The organism is Vibrio sp. 2-2(8) (assembly GCF_963888495.1).
Lineage (GTDB): Bacteria > Pseudomonadota > Gammaproteobacteria > Enterobacterales > Vibrionaceae > Vibrio > Vibrio anguillarum.
Genome location: NZ_CAWPJM010000053.1, coordinates 122,571 through 143,074, shown reverse-complemented (window position 1 = coordinate 143,074; position 20,504 = coordinate 122,571). Strand labels below are relative to the sequence as shown.

Below are 20,504 nucleotides of genomic sequence, written 5' to 3'. Positions count from 1 at the left end.
TTTTTGTTTACGACGATCTGACTTATGGTACCCTTAAACAATAAACCTAACGGAACTGGTTATGATCCATTGGCTAAAGTTGCCAAACTCATCATGTGTTTCCCAATATGTAGAATGCTATTGGTTGATTGATAAGCGCCCTGATTCAGAGGCTTATCAATTCCCAAAGCTCAACCCTGACCCATCGGCACATTTGATTCTTTCACCTCACAATCAAGTCTACTCTTATGACCTGAACCCGAGCATAGCGAAGGGAGAAGGCAGCCATTGGCTTTATCCACATCGGCAAACCTTTGAATTAGATCACTCTAAGCCATTTGTTCATCTTGGTATCAAGTTTCGTGTCGGCGCTCTTTACTGTTTACCCGATTTTTCTGCCAATCCTTTGGCACTAGATGAAGTGGAGTCAGTGGAAGACTCAATATTGTTCAAGCAATTAGGTATGGATGAAAGCAGACTGATTGAACTGGCTCGAACTAATCCACAGCAGTGTGTAGAGCAGTTAGATACGATGCTGTCACCTTGGTTAGAACAGTGCACCGAAGATCAGCACAGTAAAATCACTCGCAATGTACTTAAACATCTAGACCAGAGTACGATATCTGAGCTGGGTGAAAAACTGTATTGTTCACAAAGAACCCTGGAAAGAAGCTTTCAACGCACCACAGGGTTTACCCTTAAACAGTGCCAGTCGATGAATAGATTAGAAGCAATGCTAGAGTATCTCTATCAACGTGAATCAACTGAACTAGATTGGGTTGAAGTTGTCTTCAAATTTGGTTTTAGTGATCAACCTCACTTGATCCGCCACCTTAAAAAACAGCTTGGCTTTACACCTAAAACTTATGAGAAAGAGCGAGGGTTGACGATTGATGTCTATGGTGGTGTTAGTTCAAAATCAAAGTTAGGCTGATGGAACTATTCAATGGGCACTAACGCATTACAGAACCTAATTTAAAGTGAAAGTATTGACGTAATTATTCTAGCTCGCTCTGTCCAAATCCCTGTTAGCGGATACGATACTAATGGAAACCCAACGAACGAAGAATTTGTGATTGCCAAGCAGTCGGTTGAATTGCTGTAATTGCATTTAAAATCAAAAAGATAAAAGCGAGCTTTGTGCTCGCTTTTTTGTGATCATATGTTGGATAGACCATCGCAAAGCACGCGAATGGCGACACAACCATTACTCACTACATGGACTTCTGCAATACATTTTTTGCTGCTCCTCAGTTAGTGAGGTTAGTGTTGGCTTGTTTTTGTCCCGTTACTGGTTAGGGTAAATACTCATTCACACTTTGTTAATACGATTTTGCCTGACTAAAAGTAATATTTTTCTGTATAGAGAAGTACTTTGATTAGATGATCAACAGAGCCAATGGTTTGTGATTAATGATGATTTTTTAAATGGTTATCGAAACTTTTTAGCCGAGCGCGCTTTCTCCTGAACGGAGTTAACCATCTTGGTAAACGCGCGATCTTTCGCTCTTCTCTCCGCCAATGTCGCACTGTTGTGGGCTTCTTCGTGCAGTAGTTTTTTGTAGTTGTCTAAGCGCCTAGAGGATAGCTCTCCGCTTTCTACTGCCTCTCTAACCGCACAACTTGGTTCATTCTCATGCAGGCAGTCACTAAAACGACATTGCGATGCGAGGGATTCAATATCGGCAAAGGTGAGTTGAATCCCTTCTTTGACATCGCTCAGTTGTAACTCTCGCATTCCTGGCGTGTCCATCAACAGACCACCTCTGGGTAACCATTTAATCGCACGATGGGTAGTGGTATGGCGACCTTTGCTGTCTTGTTCGCGAATATGCCCAGTTTCCATTTCATGGCGGCCAAGTAAGCTATTGACCAGTGTTGATTTCCCTACACCTGAGGAGCCGAGAAACGCAATTGTCTTGCCTTTCTGACAGTAATTTTCCAATACAGAAACACCCCGGCTATCCAGTGCGTTAACATAGTGAACGCTCAATAGCGGATCAAGCTTTTGTACTTGCTCACGAATATCATCAGGATCAGGGTATAAATCGGCTTTTGTCAGCACAATCACCGCTTGAGCACCTGCTTCATTGGCCAAAGCCAAATAACGCTCAATGCGATTTAAGCTGAAATCTTCATTGAATGAACTGACGATAAATACACAATCAATGTTGGCTGCGATTAGCTGTCGCTTGAGAGTGCTGCCAGCCGCTTTGCGCTGGAACAAGGATTGTCTTTCGAGCACACGAAGTATTCGTTCGTGATCGAAAACAACCCAATCGCCCACGCATACCGCTTCGAGTTTCGGCGGCAGATTCAATCGTAACGTCCCGTTGTCACTCATCAAAACAACCTCAGATTTATGATGTTCGATGATTCGACCGAGCGAGCCGTTCTCTAACTCTTCTAAAGACAGTTGCTGCTGGAAAAAAGGTCGCATACCTAACTCTAGTAATGAAGGAGCGTTCATGTTCACCACCTACCAATAATAGGGATTGTCGAGGGCGGGTAAACATGTTGGCTTACCCGCAACGTGAGGGATCACTTCACCGACTAAAGATTGTGCAATAAACACATAAAGATCCTCATCTTTGGTTGGTAGCGTGAGAAAGTCTTCCACGAGTTTCGCAATTAATGCACCTTCTTCTTTACCTTCTGAATCCGAAAATGTGTCATTGAACAGTGTAATGATTTCTTGAGCTTGTTCTTGTTTGTACAAAGCGTATTTCATATATCTATCTCTAGTTTGCAAGTTTTAAAATAAAGTACTGATAGGTAAAGTCTTTTGCAGCACTGTGCTCGTAAACTGAAATCTCTTTCTTAATGTCCAGTAACGCTTGGGACGCAGGCATAACAGCTTGTAATTCCTCAACTCGGCTTTGCAGCGGTTGCCAGTAGTTTTGCCATGCATCGACGCCTAATGAGAAGTGTCCGATCACGTCGTAGCCATGCTTTTTGAACAGAGCGAGCCGTTTAGGTATCGATTGAATGTCTGGGTAGTCTGCCAGCCAAAACTGTTTTGTCTCTTCGTCAGGAGAGTCAGTGAGCCAAACCAAATCACTCACCATCAATACGCCATTGTCTTTCAACAGAGGCTTCCATTGTTTTAGTGCGTTCTCCATTCCCATAATGTAGACGCAGCCTTCCGCCCAAATGGCATCAAAACATTTTGCTAGAAATGGCAGTTCCGTCATGGAGGCACAAACAGGAGAAATGCGCTCATGCAACTGTGCGTTTTGGATTTTTTTATCGAGTTGTTCGATGGCAATAGGCTCATTATCCACGGAGGTAATGTGCGCGGTACTGTTGTCAGCTAGTAGTAACGTTGAGATGCCAGTGCCACAACCAATGTCTAAAATATCGGTCATTGTCTGAGGTGACATTAATGAAATCGCTTTTAAAGAGTCCTTGTGACTTCCTGGCCCCCATCTTTCTAATGTTGCAAAGACTGTCATAAAGTCTTTCATGTAACTCTCGTGTTCGTTCATATCTTTTGATAACCACTTTAATCTGAGCGCTTCTTTTTCACTGTAACCCTGCGTACTTAACCAGTTTAAGTAAGCGCTAGGCGCACTTTGACTCAGGGAATGGTGTAACTCTCTTTGAGGGCGTTCCCCAAGTAATGCCAGTAGCAACTCACGAGCGTGGATTTTTTTATCAATTTCATGGTTGAGTTGCGTCAGCCGATTTTCCAATAAGCTTCGGCTTAATTTGGCGTCCAAGCATTGTTCGCACTCTTTCAATGAGAGTCCTGCGCTTTGAAGTTGTAGAATTAAAAACAGTCGCTGCAAATCGTTTTCGCTGTAATAGCGATATCCATTGTCAAGGCGCTGGCCGTTAATCAGCCCTAACTTCTCGTAATAGAGTAAGGTGGTGCGAGAGATCCCCGCCTTTGCTGCCAGTTCCGAAATCAAATACATGTGAGATTTGACCTAGATGTTGTTTGTATGTCGAGAGTATGAACTATGGAGTAGTAGACAGGTCAAGTGGCCGTGTTCGAATTTTTCGCTAACAGTGGCAGAAGTGAGGGGATGGTGGTGAGGACTGCGGATGATTTTGAGATATTAGTCGGTAGCTAGTAGCCAGTTTTCAATACCAGAGCTTATTTATGAATAGATAAATTAGCAAAATCACTGGCAACCTATTGTCCAAATTCCTGTTAGCAGATGCGATACGAATATAAACCTAACCAATGAAGAGCTGGTAATTGCTCGTGAATGTGTAGAGCGCATCTAACGCCGTAGACCTTGTTCCCTATCTTAAAGCCTGAACCCAAGCGTTCGGGCTTTTGTCTTTAACACACTGACTGATAAGTAAAAGCAGAGTTTTCTACTCGCTTGAACAGATATGACCTCTAGTTACTTAGTATTAGGAATAGTGTGTTTTAGGTTTTACTAAACTATCTTTAACAGCATAACAATATTCATATAAACGAATGGCTTTAATGATTGTGTTTGGAGAGTGCATTTATGCAGTGGATTAAAGACTTATCGATTACCCAAAAAATGATTTCGCTAATTACGCTAATGCTGTGCCTAATTGTTGGTGTTGCAAGCTTTAGCGCTGTAAAAATGAATCGTATTGCGCTCGAAATTGAAGAAATCGCGGATGAAAGTATTCCTTTAATCCGGTTGACGTCGGATATCACCATCAAACAGTTGGAAAGCTCGATCGTGTTAGAAAAGGCTTTTCGACTGGCTAAAATCCCTGTCGAAGGCAACTCACAAGCGCTGAAAGACCTTACTCAAAAGACAGAAAACATCGCAAAAGTGTTGGAGTCTGAATTGACACAAGCGAAGCAAATACTTAGTGATGCAAAGAAGCATCGTCAAGCGAAGGGTGTTGATCAAGAGAGCCAAAACCGATACCAAACATTTGAAGCGTTAGAACGTTCTTATCACCAGTATGAGGTGGCTTTATTTCAATTACTCAAGCGCTTAAATAGTAATGAGCCAGTAGAACAACTTGCGCCGCAAGCACTCGCACTAGAAAATATGCAAAAGTCATTTAATACCGAAATTGAACATTTTCTACGCGATTTAGAGCAAAAAACAGCAACCTCTATTCTCATTACTGAGGATGAAGAACACAGAGCATTGCAGGGCACAATAACATTAGCTGTCGTTTCGATAATTCTTGGCCTTGTGATGGGGACGTTACTCAGCCGTCAAATTGTTCGCTCTGTGCTAAAAGTGAGAAATATAGCGGCTAAAATGGCAAATGGTCATTTTGATCAGCACATTGTGCCAGAGTCAAAAGATGAGATCGGCCAGTTGACGCAAAGTATGAACACCATGGCGGACTCGTTGAGTAAAACCGTTGGTGAGGTGATTCAAAGAGCAAACAGCATTGCAGGGCTGGTGACGGAATTAAATGTGTTGGCAGAGAATAACCGTAAAGCGATGCTTGTACAGCAAGAGAGCACTCAGCAAGTTGCGGCTGCAATGGAGCAAATGGCATCAACGATTACAGAAGTGGCGAGTAATGCTGAAGGTGCAGCGGAGTCGACTACTCGTGCAGATAACAGCGTTAAAGCGGCTTGTGAAACGACAGATGTGACACAAAAAATCTCCCATCAATTGGTGATTAACGCGGCTAACTCACAGAAAATGATCTTAGAGTTACAAGACAGCACACATAAAATTCAGAATTTCGTTTCAGTGGTTGATTCGATTTCAGAGCAAACCAATTTGTTGGCACTCAACGCTGCAATTGAAGCGGCAAGGGCGGGTGAACAAGGAAGAGGATTTGCGGTTGTGGCTGATGAAGTGCGCGCTTTGGCTTCTCGCAGCCAAGAAGCGACTCATGAAATCAGCAGTTTGATCCAAGTGTTGGTGAATAAAGCTCAAATTGCTGCAAAATTGATAGAAGATAATGACCAGCAGATCAGCGAATCATCAACACTCGTCGATAGTGCAAAAGCTCAGCTCTATTCGATAGCGGGAGCGTTAGACGAACTGATGCAATCTAACTTGCAAGTCGCCTCCGCCAGCGAGCAACAAGCCGTGAGTGCTGAAGAAGTCAGCCAAAATTTGTTGGGTATTCGTGATTCAGGCGACAAAGTATTAGTGAGCACGGAAGAAACTGCTAACGCTAGTAATGATTTATCACAGCAAGCCAATGATTTAAAAGCGTTAATGAGCCAATTTAGTGTGCGTAAATTAGCTTAACGTCAATAGTATTCGGATAGAAGAAAGGGCGACGTTGCTGTTCGCCCTCCTGATATCAATTATCTCTTCAATGTGCTGAGGACTTTGACCTTAGCAAAGGCATGGGCCTTTTTAACGAATATGGTTTTGACGTATGTAGCTTTGATGTAGACGTATATAGCTTTAACGGACGTAGCTGCTTAATCTGGATTGCTTGTTTCTTCGCCCATTGAATATGACAAATCTCCATTGCCAAACCAAACGCCATCGCAAAATAGACGTAGCCTTTATTGATGTGCAGCTCAACACCTTCCGCGATTAACAAACCGCCCAGCATCATTAAAAACAGTAATGCCAGCGTTTTAAAACCCGGATAACGGGTGACTAAGGCGTTAATGCGCGCTGCGGTTAATATCATGATCACCGCAGACGCTAAAATGGCCGCGACCATGATAGGAATGTCGTTAGTTAGACCCACCGCAGTGATTACCGAATCCATGGAAAATACCGCGTCAACCGCGACAATTTGCAGTAATACGACCGCAAGGCCAGCACTTACTGTCGTCGTATGTGAATGCTCATCAGGCATTAGCCAGTTCCACAACTCTTTTGCTGCTTTGAATAACAGAAAAGCACCGCCGAAGATGAGGATAAAATCTCGTCCAGATAATTCGTTGCTAAACCAAACGACTATCGGTGCAGTTAACGACATCAGCCAACTGATAGAAAAAACCAAACCAATCCGAGCGGTAACTGCTAACCAAATGCCTAAGTTACGCGCAAGCGGCCGCTGCTGAACGGGGAGCCGTTCACATAAGACGGAAATGAACACTACATTATCAACGCCAAGAACCACTTCTAAAGCAAGCAGTGTGGCAAATATCGCCCAAGTTTCGGGTAGTAGGAAGAGTTCTAACATGTGGCCTCCTTAAATAAGGGGGCACGGTGAAGGGGGGGATCAGTAAATATTGGTCGCCTGAAGGGGTCGTCCATTGTCAATAAAAGCCTCTGTTGCTAAGGAAGCGATAGTAAATCATTGACTGAACCACAAGACAAGAGGGCGATTTGTAACAAAATACATATTCATCTTATCGAACAGCGTCCTGCGAGCTATTTGTTCGCTCGCAGGCTAATTGTATCTTCAAAATGATGAGTCTTATTTAAATCACGCTTTGCGATAGAACCTTAGTTTGTCGTGTTGATGAGGTGGTGCATAGTTGAACACTGCTCTCCGGGGTAACCAGGCAGAGCCTTAGCGGCTGAGCTACATGCCAGTTGTGCCGCTTGTTCGAGTCGTTCTGGGAGCGTACTCGCATTGACTGGCACCCAATTCATTTGCTCCCCAAGCCAGCTAGCCCAAGCAAACTCAACAAAATAAACCTGTTCATGCTTGCTGTAATAACCGGCATCTTGTAGTTCACCAGCCAAAGAGCGGTAGGGGTAGTCGGGTAGCTTACTTATGTGTGCAGGTAATTGATCGGGAGTTAGCGGGGCTCCTTTTTCATCGCGCAGCCATGTCCAGTGGTTGCCTTGCATGTCTTGCCAAAAGCTCTCCTTGTTGTCGAGGTGAGCAAGGATGTGGACGGTCACCTCTTTCACACCTTGCTGCCAAAGCGCCTTGGTTAGATGATGTCGGTCAACCAACCAATATTGGCCATCAGCATCTACGATTACCGGGATCTTTTTCTTTTTCATGTACTTCTTAAGTTGTGCAGGGCTTTTTGTCGCCAGTTTGGCTTGTGTTTTATCAACTTGTTGTTGGCCAACCCCGGCCTGAGTGGGGTGTAGCTGATTAATATCCAGGCTGCACCAGTCCCCGATGCCACTGTCTGTCCCGCAAGGAGCGAGTGCCCATGCTCCCTGACTGATGATTGCGGCGGCAAGCAATATCCATCCTTTGCTCAACATACTATTCCTTTTGAATGATGACGGTACCAATGCAATCAAATGCATTGTTGAGTATTCAATATGTAAAAGTGAAAGTTTAGCCTTCACCGACCCTCTGCCTTGCATTGTAGGAGTTTGAAGCCTAACGGTACAGAAAACATCGATAAGGTGTTGGAGAATTTATCTGTCGGTATATAATTTGATAAAAATCATAGTGTTACGGTAATGGTGTGAAGTTATAACTTTGAATGAATGCATTAACGTTTACCATTTGGAGTGTGTTTCAGAGTAGAGTGATTAGCGAGCCGTCAACACAGTTTTGCCCCATTCCTTGTTAGTACGCTCACTCATTTACATCATATTGATGCTACTTGCACGCAGTACAACTTATCCCAAAATAAGACAACCAAGCCGAGTTAAACGTAGGCTTGGTTGTTGTGACATTAAGTTCTAGTTCTAGGGTATAAGATAATCAAACTCATGATACCGATTAATACCGCGGCAAAAACCGAAGTAAAACGCACGAGGTCATCTGAAATCGCACTGATACTTGTTGAAGTAATCCCATAGAATACTAAAACCACATAACTGGAATACATCAGTTGAATTGAGTTATAGCTAGCTTTCTTTGTAACGGCATGAATCCCCATAAATAAAGCACTGACTACAGCAACACCCACAGTTCCTACCAAATTGACTTGCAGCAAACTCATGATTAGGGGAGGAATGGCATACAGCACGCTCGCGTATGTTGTAAGCAGCCTTCTTAAACCATAATCTTTACCAATACTAGGATCAGGATCTTTAATCATTAACGCGACGATGATGGTAATAATCGTACTTTGCTCTAAGTCCAATTGTATCGTACACACCATCATGGTCATGACAATGATCGCTTTGAGCAAGGTTTGCCAATCAAGCAAATATTTCGTTGTCGAATTGGCAGGTGGCATGCTTATCGCGAGTGGCTCACCTCGTGGAAATAGTAGGTAGGCCAAATAGGCGGTGAAGCCAGCGATAAAAATATTTTTTAGCAGAGCCATGGGGATTTGCTCAACGCTAATCCCTTTTTGCTGCGTAAAAACAGCAATCATTGCGGTTGAGACAATCAGCAATATAGCAAATACATCTTGCGAATTTTTCTTGGTACGCTCCATGCACCAGTAAAAAATTCCAAACAAGAACAGATAGTAAACATGTACGTAATCAATCAATAGTTCACTCATTAGTGCCTGAAACCAAGCAGTAATGAATAAAATGCCCCCCATAACAAACACCATAATTACAGGCGGTGGTTCATGAGTTGTAGTGAGAAAAACCGCACACATCGCTGGAGCGAGTAAAGGCAAATCCGTCCCATATACATATTGCCAAAACAGCAAAAGGACAGGGAATACCGCAACTCTTATAATTGGGTTAGCGGCACTATGATACATAACTGATATAACTCCATGCCCAGATCCACAAATCTTGTAGTCTCTCACCTAGGTAGCTTTCATCAGGGTAGAAACCCACCACAGCTCGACCACCGTATCTCAGATTTAGATCGGCAGGCAACGCTGTGAACTCGATATTGACGGGGAAACGCTGTGCTTTTGAACTGCTTGTTGGTGAGGTCACAAGGCCATTACTGGCATCTTGGGCAAGGCTACCATTACCGCTACTTCCCCAACCGATTGAAGAAATTTTTCCTTCATAGACCTCTCCAGGGTTTGCATCAAAAACAATTTTGACTTTATCGCCAGGCTTTAGATGAGCCAGTGAATTCTCTCTCACCATGGCCGTCAGCCATAAGTTGTTGTTATTGATAAAGGTAAGAAGTGGCTGCCCAGCAGCAGCATAATCGCCAACAGCAACATCCATATTAGTGATCACACCATTAGCAGGTGCCGTCAGTTTGGTGTGATTGAGGTTTAGTAGAGCCTGCTCTTGTCGGTTTAATACCGATTGGATTTCAGGGTTATCAATTCCTCTCGGGCCAAACTCTTGTTTCGCTTTTTCTAGTGCTGATGACGCTTGAGCCAACCCCGCTTGTGCCGTCTCTAGTTCGGCGATTATGTTATCCATTACCGCTTGACTTATCGTTCCTTTATTGGCGAGTACGCGATTACGCTCCACATTCTTCTTAGCATTATTGACCTTAACACGAGCTGCGACTTCATTTGCTTGAGCGACACTGATTGCTGCTGAATCCGCTTCATAAGACTGAGCTGCTTGTTGCAAATCAAATTTGGCGGCCTTAACGGCTAATTCAAAAGGACGCGGATCGATCGTGACGAGTTCATCTCCTGCATTGACAATACTATTGTTAGTGATAAGTACTTGTGAAATAGGGCCAGAGACTTCTGGGCTAATGCGGATCAATTGGCCATTTACTCTAGCTTGATCTGTCATTGGCGTCATTCTGTCCGCCCATAAGGTATAAAGCCAAAGAGCAGCAACTAAGGCAAAAATGTAGTAAGTGAAAGAGCGAGCTTGGCTAATTTTTTTATCGCTTTGTTCAGCACTGGTTTGGACATTGTTATCTGACATTTTCTATTCCTACTGTCGTTTACTGAGGTTGTTCCAGTAAATTTATCTTTTTATAAATGATACTTTTCTTAGTTCGTACTTCGACGGCAATGGTAATGATGAATGCAAATAGGCCAACCAGTGCAACAGCGCTTGAAGAAGAGACCATCACTTCGCCAGCGTATTTTGTCCAGATCACAGCTATAGCCACAAACCAGCCAAATAACGCTGCTGCATGGGTGACTGCAATAGGAACAAGGTGAGACCAAAAACCACTCTGAAGTTGACTAATGTGTTGTGGGTGGGATTTGTTGAGCTGATGAATAAATAGCTTGGATGTGATCAACGACAAAATGATCCCTAAACCAAAAGTTAGAGATACCGCTTGTCCCCACACAGTCACTTCAGAATTCGTGATCACGTTAAGCGACATCGGTACGCTATCCATTCCTTTGAAATGGTGGCTCGCAATATAACCATTGATAACGCCGTTAATCACGCCACCAATCAATGAATCTTTCACTTTGATATCCACGTCTAGCACCTTCACTGTTGTACAATAAACTCTTACTGATTATAACGAGAATGTTCGAATAAATGCATATCAAACATGACCATTTTTGATACTGTTGTGGCTAGAGCATACTTGTGCGCCATGATAACTGTGGAAAGGAGTCAATCATGAATCTCGATAAAGCGTTGTCAAATATTAGCGAGAAGAATAACTTCATCTACTTAACGTTAGCTTTAATCATGCTGTTAATTGCCGCCGCCCTCGTTCAACTACTACAAGACAATGTGATCGAATACGTCATACAGGGGATTATGGTAGTGATTTTTATTGTTTGCTTTGTAAGTTTGCGCTTTGATCGAAAGTGGACGCATTTTTTAAGAGGTTTAGCCGTGGTTTGGATAGCTGCTATTGCCGCGAAACACCTCTTTCATATCAAAGAGATGAGCATATTGATGCTTTCTCTGACTTTTGTCTTTTTCTATGGCACTTTCCAAATCTTTAGTAAGAAAAATCTTGTTTTCAGGCCAAATAGACACCAACAAACTTATTGGTTCTGTAGCCCTATTCTTATTGCTTGGTTTAATGTGGGCGGTGGCTTACCTTTTGTTACTTGAGCTAGACCCTTTCGCATTTCGCGGGTTAGAAGCAATTCCTTGGGAAGATAATTTTTCTAATAGCGCTTATTTTAGCTTCGTGACCTTAACCACTCTCGGTTATGGAGATATCAGTCCAGTGACTCCAATTGCGAAAACGTTAGTCTATTTAGAGTCGGTTGTTGGTGTTTTTTATATGGCAGTAGTGGTGTCTAGTTTAGTCAGTTCGAATTTAGGTAGAAACACGGCTAGATAAAAGATATCCCTTAAGTGGTCAAGTTATCGCTAATGACAATTGCTATATTCGTATTGCTTCATAATATGATAAGGGACTGTTCCGAACCTTACTTTCTAATCAGTATTGCCGTTTGAGTTTTGGATTAGTAAACGTTATGTCAAAAAGAAATAGGGTTTTTTAGCTCTAAATGACTTCTGTCCAGAAAACTGCTGACTGCGGCTCTGGCACAGTTTTGTCCAAAATCGTTTTACAGCCTAACAAAAAGGCGAACTTCTCAGTTCGCCTTTATTATTGAGTATTGATAACAAAGTCAGTCACAATCTAAAAGATGATCATAAACTGTGACGACGAGCCATCAACATCAGCACCTACTCTTGGTAGTTATCGATACTTGGGCATGAGCAGACAAGGTTACGGTCACCGTATACGTTATCGACGCGGCTCACGGTTGGCCAGTATTTTGATGCCTTAGTATGAGCGGATGGGAAGCAAGCCGTTTCACGAGAATATGGGTGAGCCCATGCTTCACTCGCGAGATCCGATTGTGTATGCGGCGCATTCACTAACGGGTTGTCGGCTAATGGCCATTCGCCTGATTGAACTTTCTCCATTTCGGCGCGAATCGCAATCATCGCCTCGCAGAAGCGATCCAATTCGGCTAAGTCTTCCGATTCGGTTGGTTCAATCATCAAGGTGCCAGCAACAGGGAATGACATCGTCGGTGCGTGGAAGCCATAATCCATCAAACGTTTAGCAATGTCTTCTTCGCTGATACCTGTCGCTTCTTTAAGCGGACGAATGTCAATAATGCATTCGTGCGCTACGCGGCCGTTACTACCACGGTAAAGAATAGGGTAGTGTGGGCGCAGTCTTTCCATCACGTAGTTGGCATTTAAAATAGCGACTTGAGTAGCCGTGGTTAAGCCTTCTGCACCCATCATGGCAATATAAGCCCATGAGATAGGTAAAATAGAAGCGCTGCCTAAATCGGCTGCAGATACGGCGTGATCGCTGCCTTCAACTCCCCCTTCAATATGTCCCGGTAGGAAAGGCGCTAGGTGAGATTTTACACCAATCGGCCCCATACCTGGGCCGCCACCGCCATGAGGAATACAGAATGTTTTGTGCAGGTTGAGGTGAGAAACATCAGAGCCAATAAAGCCCGGATTGGTTAAACCAACTTGCGCGTTCATGTTGGCGCCATCAAGGTAAACTTGGCCGCCCGCGGCGTGAACCATGTTACAGACTTCTTTAACTTGTTCTTCGTAAACGCCGTGCGTTGAAGGATAAGTGATCATGATGCTAGAGAGGTTCTCTTTATGCTTCTCAATTTTGTCTGCGAGGTCTGCGATATCAACGTTGCCGTTATTATCACATTTCACGACCACTACTTTCATCGAAACCATTGAAGCGGTTGCAGGGTTGGTGCCGTGTGCTGAGCTCGGAATTAAGCAGACGTTACGATGCCCTTCACCACGGCTTTTGTGGTAGCGCTGAATCGCCACCAGCCCTGCATATTCGCCAGAAGCACCGGAATTTGGTTGTAGCGAGAAAGCATCATAGCCTGTGATTTCACAGAGCTTTTCTTTTAAATCCTTAGCGAGAGCGGCGTAACCTGCGGCTTGCTCTTTCGGTGCAAATGGATGGATCGAACCAAATTCTGGCCAAGTGACAGGGATCATCTCCGCTGCGGCGTTCAGTTTCATGGTGCAACTGCCAAGCGGGATCATGCCGTGAGTTAATGAAAAATCTTTATTCTCAAGTTTTTTCAAATAACGCATCATTTGCGTTTCGCTGTGATAGGTGTTGAACACAGGATGCGTTAGGAAGCGAGATTGACGACGGCAGTGTTCTGGAATCGCTGCAAATTCGTTGGCGGCAATTTCTGCCGACAGCGCGCTTACCGATTGCTTAATATCGAAAACCGCAAACAGGGTTTCAAGATCAGCGGTGGTGGTGGTTTCATCTAAACTGATGCCTAGTTGGTCATCAAATCGGCGTAAGTTGATGTCGGCTTGTTGCGCTTTTGCGTACAGAGCTTGAGTTTGAGCGGCGCTCTTTAAGGTAATCGTGTCAAAGAAGCTGTTATGCACCAATTCGTAACCCGCTTGAGTTAAGCCTGCCGCTAGAATTGCTGTCATATGATGAGTACGGCGCGCAATGGTGCGCAACCCTTCTGCGCCATGATAGACCGCATAAAACGAGGCCATATTAGCCAGCAGGGCTTGCGCGGTACAGATGTTCGAGGTCGCTTTTTCGCGGCGAATGTGCTGCTCGCGAGTTTGCATTGCCATGCGCAGTGCTGGATTACCTTTGGCGTCAATCGACACTCCGATCACGCGGCCGGGCATAGTGCGTTTGTGCGCTTCACGCGTGGCCATAAAGGCGGCGTGTGGGCCGCCGTAACCCATAGGGACACCGAAACGTTGAGCTGAGCCAATCACGACATCCGCGCCCATTTCACCTGCTGGTTTCAGCAAGGTGCTGGCCAGTAAATCCGTGGCAACAGTAACCAAGATTTTATTGGCTTGCGCTTTAGCAATCAGGTCGCTTAAATCACGCACTTCACCTGTGGTGCTTGGGTATTGCAGCAGCGCGCCAAACACATCTTGTTCAGGCAATGAGTCGAGTGCGCCGATTTGTACCTCAAAACCGATAAATTCAGCGCGAGTTTTTACCACTTCAATGGTTTGTGGATGAACATCGTCCGCCACAAAAAAGACGTTACTTTTGCTTTTTCCTGCGCGTTTACACAGTGTCATTGCTTCGCCAGCGGCCGTTGCTTCATCGAGCAGCGACGCGTTGGCAATATCCATTGCTGTTAAATCCATCACCATTTGTTGGTAGTTAAGCAGCGACTCCAAACGACCTTGAGAGATTTCTGGCTGGTAGGGCGTGTAAGCCGTATACCAGCCCGGATTTTCCAGTACGTTACGCAAAATGACGTTCGGCGTGAAGGTGTTGTAGTAACCTTGACCAATGAACGTGCGTTTAATCTGGTTTTGATTGGCAAATACTTTTATCGCGCTGAGCATATCGGCTTCGCTTTTAGGCGCAGCAAGAGACATTGGGCTTTCTAAACGAATTTGCGCAGGAACGGTTTGTTCGATTAACGCGGCTAAACTTTCGGCGTTAATCGCGTTGAGCATTTTTTGTTGATCGGCTGAGTTGGGTCCGTTGTGGCGTGCAACAAACTCATTTTCGGTACTTAACTGGCTAAGCAGTGGGCTGTGAAGTAATTCAGTCATTTCCTTTACCTTTTCAAAGATCGTGTGCGACCTTAAAAAAAAGCCGCCCATGCTGGGCAGCTTTGATCCGTGATGGGCTAATTAATCTTCTTCGATAGAGTTTTGGTACTCTTCTGCATTTTTTAGATTGTCGAGTTCAGAAGCATCAGACATCTTCACTTTCACAATCCAGCCACCTTCATACGGTTCTTCGTTGATGAGTTCTGGGCTATCTTCTAACTCTTCGTTGATTTCAACGATGACACCTGTAATCGGTGCGTAAATATCTGAAGCGGCTTTGACAGATTCAACCAGAGAAAAACTGTCTCCAGCATCAATTTCTGTATCTACTTCAGGTAGGTCAACAAACACGACGTCACCGAGCATCTCTTGCGCATGCTCAGAAATACCGATGGTCACTGTGCCGTCACCGTTGTCGCGCACCCACTCGTGGCTATCTGCAAACTTCAGTGTATTGTCCATTGCTTTATCTCCAAAAAAGTATCGTATTGATTTGAACTTGTGTTTAATTTAAAAAGGCTATTGGTAGAGTGGGAAGCGTTGGCACAGCGCTTTAACTTGTTTGCGCACACGTTGCTCAACATCACTGTTTCCTTCTGGGCTCACAACAAGGCCATCGAGAACATCGCCAATCCACTCACCGATGAGTTTGAATTCTTCACGACCAAAACCACGGCTGGTTCCAGCTGGCGTACCTAAACGAATACCCGAAGTAATCATAGGCTTCTCGGTATCAAATGGGATGCCATTTTTGTTACATGTGATTCCTGCACGTTCTAATGCTTGTTCGGCGATATTCCCCTTCAGCCCTTTAGGGCGAAGATCAACAAGCATGAGATGAGTGTCAGTCCCGCCAGTCACAATGTCACAACCGCGAGTTTGCAATACTTCGGCGAGAACTTTTGCGTTATCGATCACCGAATCAATATAACGATAAAACTCAGGGCCTAACGCTTCGCCTAGTGCTACCGCTTTGGCCGCAATTACGTGCATTAACGGGCCACCTTGCAGGCCGGGGAAAACCGCCGAGTTAATTTTTTTGCTGATCTCTTCGCTGTTGGTCAAAACCATACCGCCTCGTGGGCCGCGCAAGGTTTTATGTGTGGTGGTCGTGACAACGTGGGCATGCGGCAATGGGCTTGGGTGAGCACCAGTGGCGACTAATCCGGCAATATGCGCCATATCGACCATTAAGAGCGCGCCCACTTCATCAGCAATGGCTCGGAATTTGGCAAAATCAATCACGCGAGGAATGGCAGAGCCGCCCGCAATGATCATTTTTGGTTGATGCTCTAACGCGAGGCTGCGTACATCATCATAATTGATTTCTAAGGTCGTGCTATCGACACCATATTGAATAGCATTAAACCACTTACCAGAGAGAGCAGGCCGAGCGCCATGAGTGAGGTGGCCTCCGGCATCCAGAGACATACCTAAAATCGTGTCACCCGGTTGCAGTAAAGCCAGCATCACCGCGCCATTAGCTTGTGCGCCTGAATGCGGCTGCACGTTGGCGTATTGACAATGGAATAGGGATTTTGCACGTTCAATCGCAATGGTTTCGACGGTATCAACGTGTTCGCAACCACCGTAATAGCGACGGCCGGGGTAGCCTTCTGCATATTTATTGGTGAGACAAGTACCTTGCGCTTGCATCACGGCTTTTGAAACGATGTTTTCTGAGGCGATCAGCTCAATTTGTTCATTTTGGCGCACGTATTCGGCTTGAATACCCGCAAAGACAGCATCATCAGTGGCAGCAAGGTTGGTAGAGAAAAAGCTCTCAAGGCAGTGGTTGGGGTAACTTTTGTTCACGTTGGCATTCATGGTAGATGACCTTCCAATAATCCGACGGATTGGCTAAACATTCCGTCATTCCTTTTTAGTGGCTGCCTTATCGTTAAGCCGTTGGGCGACAACAAAGCAGAGTGTCAGTTATCCTTAAACTGGATTGCAACCCCAACAATACGGGGTGAAAAGCCACTTAAACCTTGTTAAATCCCTAACCGCAATAAGTGGTAAACTGCATCTCTTTATCTAACAAGTCAGTAACATACTCTTTGACTTATAAACAATCAATCAAAAATTTCCTATAGGAAACATGGTTTCTTTTTTTGTAAGCAAGAGCACGCTTTATTTACGTTCAGCCTCTTTAACCTTGCGTTGGCTTTATGCCACAATGATGGCCGAAATCAGGAAGATAACAATCGAGGGAAAGCATGTCTGAAGACATTTATGATGAGTACCCATCGTTGACCTTGGCCAAGGAAACTGGTGAACAAACGATCGAACCGCTTAAGCTTGGGCAACGTATTAAAGAGATCCGCTCTAAGCTTGGGATTACGCTAGAAGAGGCGAGCCAGCGGACAGGATTAGCTCGATCTACATTGAGTAAAATCGAAAACGAACAGATTTCTCCAACCTACCAAGCGATGCAAAAACTCGCTCATGGATTGCAGATAGATATGCCTCAACTATTTGAGCCACCAAAGAAAATTGTGGCAACAGGTCGTAGGGATATTTCTCGTATTGGTCAGGGAAAGCCGCATCCCACCCCAACTTACGAGCATGAATTGCTCGCCACGCAGCTCTCTAATAAGAAAATGATGCCGTTTAAAAGCCGAGTGCGAGCTCGTGCATTTGAAGAGTACAGTGACTGGGTTCGTCACGATGGTGAGGAGTTTTTGTTGATCCTCACGGGTGAAGTTTTGTTCTATAGCGAATTTTATGAACCGGTTCGATTGGCGGAAGGTGATAGCGTTTATTACGACGCTAACATGGGGCACATGCTGGTCTCTGTCAGCGAAGAGGATGCATTGATTTTGTGGGTTACTGCAAAATGAGTGTGAAAACGCGAAGTTTCTTATAGTGACAGCAATCGTTTGCTATTTGGTGGTTTTACCTTCTATATGTGCTTTTAATCACTTTTAGCTCAGGCGATGCTAAGCATCTCGCGACTTTTAATTGTGATTGGGTTGTTAATTTTGACAATTCATCTTGTTTTGAACTTGTTAATCCGTCCGAACGGGCGCATTCTTGTTCACTATTGGAAACATGGTTTCCTCTTCTTTGGACATAATAGCCAAAATTTGGTGGTGAATTCCCTGCTGGGTCGGCTGAAATGGAGATAAAAATGACTCAAGAACATGCAAATCAAACATTACTCACTACTCCTTTACATGCGCTGCACATCGAAGTTGGAGCGAAAATGGTGCCATTTGCTGGCTATGACATGCCCGTTCAGTACCCATTAGGGGTAAAGAAAGAGCATTTGCATACTCGCGAGGCGGCTGGTTTGTTTGATGTTTCGCATATGGGCCAACTTCGTTTGCATGGAGCCAATGCCGCGCAAGCATTGGAGTCATTGGTTCCGGTCGACATTATTGACTTACCAGCAGGCAAGCAGCGTTACGCCTTTTTCACCAATGCACAAGGTGGCATCATGGATGACTTGATGATTGCTAACCTTGATGATCATCTGTTTGTTGTGGTTAATGCGGCTTGTAAAGCACAAGATATCACGCATCTACAAGCACATTTGCCACAAGGTGTTGAGCTCGAAGTCATTGACGATCGCGCGCTGTTAGCGCTGCAAGGGCCAAAAGCCGCTGAAGTGTTAGCTCGCCTGCAACCACAAGTGATGACGATGCACTTTATGGATATTCAGCTAATGGACATCGATGGAGCCCAGTGCATTGTCAGCAGAAGTGGTTATACCGGTGAAGATGGTTATGAAATTTCTGTACCAGCAGAACAGGCCGAAGCATTGGCGCGTAAACTGACCGCTTATGAAGAAGTGGAATGGATTGGTCTGGGCGCGCGCGATTCACTGCGTTTAGAGTGTGGTTTGTGCCTTTACGGGCATGATCTCGATACCACCACAACGCCAGTTGAAGCGAGCTTGTTATGGGCGATAAGCAAAGTGCGTCGTGCTAAAGGTGAGCGTGCGGGTGGTTTCCCGGGTGCAGACATCATTCTTGGGCAGATCGAAAGCAAAGATGTTGCACGTAAACGTGTAGGTTTAGTGGGGTTAACTAAAGCGCCAGTACGTGAAGGCACTGAGCTATTTGATGCCGATGGCCAGCATATAGGCGTAGTGACCAGTGGTACAGCGGGACCGACGGCCGGCAAGCCCGTGTCTATGGCCTATATCCGAGCTGATTTATCAGCGATAGGCACAGAAATTTTTGCTGATGTGCGCGGAAAAATGCTGCCAATGGTGGTTGAGAAAATGCCGTTTGTGGCTCAGCGTTATTATCGCGGCTAAAGCATCATAAAATGTAATAAAAGTGCATTTAAAGATGTTTCATATCGATAACGGATTAAGTACTATCTGGGTTCAAAGTGATAAGGAATGACATGATGAACAAATGGGTAGTACTTTTTTCTTCGCTCGCCTTCTCTGGCAATGTGTTCGCCGTTGATGCTCAGCCCTACATAGTAAACGGTACGGATGCAAGCGTGACGGAGTTTCCTTCTATAGCGAGCTTGTTTTTTGATCAAATTGCTTATAACGGTTCATATGAAAAAGGAAGTTATTGTGGTGCTTCGTTGCTCAATAACCAATATGTATTGACGGCTGCGCACTGCGTTTATGGTAATAGTGCAAATCAGCTTTTTACCTCTGTTGTACCTAAGCTGCAAATTGAAACAAACTTTCCATTCAACATATTAGAAAAAGCGCGAGTGGCAGAAATCTATTATCCATCAACTTATAACAACACCACCTTATTGGATGATATTGCGATCCTTAAGCTTGAAACGCCTTTGACAATGGTGTCGTCTACTGACTACTTAACGCGACCAACCACCAATTTGGATAGCACTTATCGTTCATCAAGTGAAACCTTTATTGCCGTTGGGCATGGTAATACCTCTTCTAATAATGATAATACTCCGTATCTACAACAAACTGATTTGGCCTATGTGCCTAATGTATATTGCAATTACACTTTCACCACGGACACTAATTTATGTATGGAAGGGGCGATAGGTTCTACGGGGCTGCAAAATGCAACCTGTCAGGGCGATTCTGGGGGCCCGTTATTTTGGCATAATGGCGGTAACTATATCCAAGTTGGTATAACCAGCTTCGGGCCAAATACCAAGTGTGGAGACCCACTGGTTACTGCTCCATCGGTATTTACGGAAATCCTTGACTATTCTACTTGGATAGAGGGTGTTCTGCTTGGTTCTGAACCACCAAAATTTGTCGCAACAGAAGCGAAACGCCAAGCTTATTTAAACCCACCTTCTGACAGTGGTGGATCATTCGGCTGGTGGTCTTTACTGCTGATGTTTATCCCCTTCATTCGTAGACGTTGAACCCTTATTGATCTCGAGCGACCTGTTTAGGTCGCTTTTTTATTGCCTTTTCTGAGCAGG

16 protein-coding genes and 1 pseudogene are annotated in these 20,504 nt (G+C 44.6%); 6 read left to right on the top strand and 11 right to left on the bottom strand.

What is annotated here, in order from left to right; all coding sequences use genetic code 11:
• Nucleotides 1-61 precede the first annotated feature (61 nt).
• Nucleotides 62-913, top strand: a complete 852-nt coding sequence (locus AACV12_RS16115; protein ID WP_170900892.1) for a helix-turn-helix domain-containing protein — start codon at nt 62-64, stop codon at nt 911-913.
• Nucleotides 914-1,411: 498 nt separating this feature from the next.
• Here the strand turns inward: AACV12_RS16115 and rsgA are convergent, their stop codons facing one another.
• From rsgA to AACV12_RS16100, 3 genes are read right to left on the bottom strand one after another with little or no spacing between them, the layout of a single operon-like run.
• Nucleotides 1,412-2,449 (bottom strand): ribosome small subunit-dependent GTPase A, encoded by a 1,038-nt coding sequence (gene rsgA, locus AACV12_RS16110; protein WP_170900890.1) that lies wholly within the window; start codon nt 2,447-2,449, stop codon nt 1,412-1,414.
• A 9-nt stretch (nt 2,450-2,458) separates the two neighbouring features.
• The gene (locus AACV12_RS16105; protein ID WP_170900888.1) at nt 2,459-2,710 is read right to left on the bottom strand and encodes an acetyltransferase; all 252 of its coding nucleotides are present in this window, start codon (nt 2,708-2,710) and stop codon (nt 2,459-2,461) included.
• Between the two features lie 10 nt (nt 2,711-2,720).
• Nucleotides 2,721-3,899 (bottom strand): MerR family transcriptional regulator, encoded by a 1,179-nt coding sequence (locus AACV12_RS16100; protein ID WP_170900887.1) that lies wholly within the window; start codon nt 3,897-3,899, stop codon nt 2,721-2,723.
• A gap of 549 nt (nt 3,900-4,448) precedes the next feature.
• Between AACV12_RS16100 and AACV12_RS16095 the strand changes: the two genes are divergently transcribed.
• A complete protein-coding gene (locus AACV12_RS16095) occupies nt 4,449-6,149 on the top strand; it encodes a methyl-accepting chemotaxis protein (RefSeq protein ID WP_170900885.1) in 1,701 nt (566 codons plus the stop codon).
• Between the two features lie 67 nt (nt 6,150-6,216).
• Here AACV12_RS16095 and AACV12_RS16090 read toward each other — a convergent pair whose 3' ends face one another.
• The 5 genes from AACV12_RS16090 to AACV12_RS16070 form a co-directional block, all read right to left on the bottom strand.
• Nucleotides 6,217-7,047 carry a TerC family protein gene (locus tag AACV12_RS16090; protein ID WP_170900883.1) on the bottom strand — a complete coding sequence of 277 codons (831 nt, stop codon included), beginning with the start codon at nt 7,045-7,047 and terminating at the stop codon, nt 6,217-6,219.
• Between the two features lie 266 nt (nt 7,048-7,313).
• Nucleotides 7,314-8,036 (bottom strand): ParB-like protein, encoded by a 723-nt coding sequence (locus tag AACV12_RS16085; RefSeq protein WP_170900881.1) that lies wholly within the window; start codon nt 8,034-8,036, stop codon nt 7,314-7,316.
• 422 nt (nt 8,037-8,458) lie between these two features.
• Entirely contained in the window at nt 8,459-9,451 is a 993-nt protein-coding gene (locus AACV12_RS16080) for a DUF2955 domain-containing protein (protein ID WP_170900879.1), read from the bottom strand.
• Nucleotides 9,441-10,547, bottom strand: a complete 1,107-nt coding sequence (locus AACV12_RS16075) for an HlyD family secretion protein (RefSeq protein ID WP_170900876.1) — start codon at nt 10,545-10,547, stop codon at nt 9,441-9,443. The genes AACV12_RS16080 and AACV12_RS16075 overlap by 11 nt, the downstream gene beginning before the upstream one ends.
• Before the next feature lie 19 nt (nt 10,548-10,566).
• Nucleotides 10,567-11,061, bottom strand: a complete 495-nt coding sequence (locus AACV12_RS16070; RefSeq protein ID WP_017041459.1) for a hypothetical protein — start codon at nt 11,059-11,061, stop codon at nt 10,567-10,569.
• A gap of 146 nt (nt 11,062-11,207) precedes the next feature.
• Between AACV12_RS16070 and AACV12_RS16065 the strand changes: the two are divergent.
• A pseudogene (locus AACV12_RS16065) lies at nt 11,208-11,889 on the top strand (potassium channel family protein).
• Nucleotides 11,890-12,239: 350 nt separating this feature from the next.
• On the opposite strand, the gene gcvP reads toward AACV12_RS16065, so the two are convergent.
• The 3 genes from gcvP to AACV12_RS16050 form a co-directional block, all read right to left on the bottom strand.
• Nucleotides 12,240-15,119 (bottom strand): aminomethyl-transferring glycine dehydrogenase, encoded by a 2,880-nt coding sequence (gene gcvP, locus AACV12_RS16060; RefSeq protein WP_170900874.1) that lies wholly within the window; start codon nt 15,117-15,119, stop codon nt 12,240-12,242.
• A gap of 81 nt (nt 15,120-15,200) precedes the next feature.
• Nucleotides 15,201-15,581, bottom strand: a complete 381-nt coding sequence (gcvH, locus tag AACV12_RS16055; RefSeq protein WP_013868476.1) for a glycine cleavage system protein GcvH — start codon at nt 15,579-15,581, stop codon at nt 15,201-15,203.
• 57 nt (nt 15,582-15,638) lie between these two features.
• Entirely contained in the window at nt 15,639-16,946 is a 1,308-nt protein-coding gene (locus AACV12_RS16050) for a serine hydroxymethyltransferase (protein ID WP_170900872.1), read from the bottom strand.
• A gap of 392 nt (nt 16,947-17,338) precedes the next feature.
• Between AACV12_RS16050 and AACV12_RS16045 the strand changes: the two genes are divergently transcribed.
• From AACV12_RS16045 to AACV12_RS16035, 3 genes are all read left to right on the top strand, one after another.
• Entirely contained in the window at nt 17,339-17,962 is a 624-nt protein-coding gene (locus tag AACV12_RS16045; RefSeq protein ID WP_010320321.1) for a helix-turn-helix domain-containing protein, read from the top strand.
• Between the two features lie 290 nt (nt 17,963-18,252).
• Complete coding sequence (gene gcvT / locus AACV12_RS16040) at nt 18,253-19,386, top strand: glycine cleavage system aminomethyltransferase GcvT (RefSeq protein WP_170900870.1); 1,134 nt, start codon at nt 18,253-18,255, stop codon at nt 19,384-19,386.
• A gap of 77 nt (nt 19,387-19,463) precedes the next feature.
• The gene (locus tag AACV12_RS16035) at nt 19,464-20,444 is read left to right on the top strand and encodes a trypsin-like serine protease (RefSeq protein WP_170900868.1); all 981 of its coding nucleotides are present in this window, start codon (nt 19,464-19,466) and stop codon (nt 20,442-20,444) included.
• The last annotated feature ends 60 nt before the right edge of the window (nt 20,445-20,504 follow it).

What these genes read in the sequence shown, in the direction of transcription:
- AACV12_RS16105 (WP_170900888.1), bottom strand. Translation starts at nt 2,710, where the DNA reads ATGAAATACGCTTTGTACAAACAAGAACAAGCTCAAGAAATCATTACA.
- rsgA (WP_170900890.1), bottom strand. Translation starts at nt 2,449, where the DNA reads ATGAACGCTCCTTCATTACTAGAGTTAGGTATGCGACCTTTTTTCCAG.
- AACV12_RS16090 (WP_170900883.1), bottom strand. Translation starts at nt 7,047, where the DNA reads ATGTTAGAACTCTTCCTACTACCCGAAACTTGGGCGATATTTGCCACA.
- AACV12_RS16085 (WP_170900881.1), bottom strand. Translation starts at nt 8,036, where the DNA reads ATGTTGAGCAAAGGATGGATATTGCTTGCCGCCGCAATCATCAGTCAG.
- AACV12_RS16080 (WP_170900879.1), bottom strand. Translation starts at nt 9,451, where the DNA reads ATGTATCATAGTGCCGCTAACCCAATTATAAGAGTTGCGGTATTCCCT.
- gcvP (WP_170900874.1), bottom strand. Translation starts at nt 15,119, where the DNA reads ATGACTGAATTACTTCACAGCCCACTGCTTAGCCAGTTAAGTACCGAA.
- AACV12_RS16075 (WP_170900876.1), bottom strand. Translation starts at nt 10,547, where the DNA reads ATGTCAGATAACAATGTCCAAACCAGTGCTGAACAAAGCGATAAAAAA.
- AACV12_RS16095 (WP_170900885.1), top strand. Translation starts at nt 4,449, where the DNA reads ATGCAGTGGATTAAAGACTTATCGATTACCCAAAAAATGATTTCGCTA.
- AACV12_RS16100 (WP_170900887.1), bottom strand. Translation starts at nt 3,899, where the DNA reads ATGTATTTGATTTCGGAACTGGCAGCAAAGGCGGGGATCTCTCGCACC.
- AACV12_RS16045 (WP_010320321.1), top strand. Translation starts at nt 17,339, where the DNA reads ATGTCTGAAGACATTTATGATGAGTACCCATCGTTGACCTTGGCCAAG.
- AACV12_RS16050 (WP_170900872.1), bottom strand. Translation starts at nt 16,946, where the DNA reads ATGAATGCCAACGTGAACAAAAGTTACCCCAACCACTGCCTTGAGAGC.
- gcvT (WP_170900870.1), top strand. Translation starts at nt 18,253, where the DNA reads ATGACTCAAGAACATGCAAATCAAACATTACTCACTACTCCTTTACAT.
- gcvH (WP_013868476.1), bottom strand. Translation starts at nt 15,581, where the DNA reads ATGGACAATACACTGAAGTTTGCAGATAGCCACGAGTGGGTGCGCGAC.
- AACV12_RS16115 (WP_170900892.1), top strand. Translation starts at nt 62, where the DNA reads ATGATCCATTGGCTAAAGTTGCCAAACTCATCATGTGTTTCCCAATAT.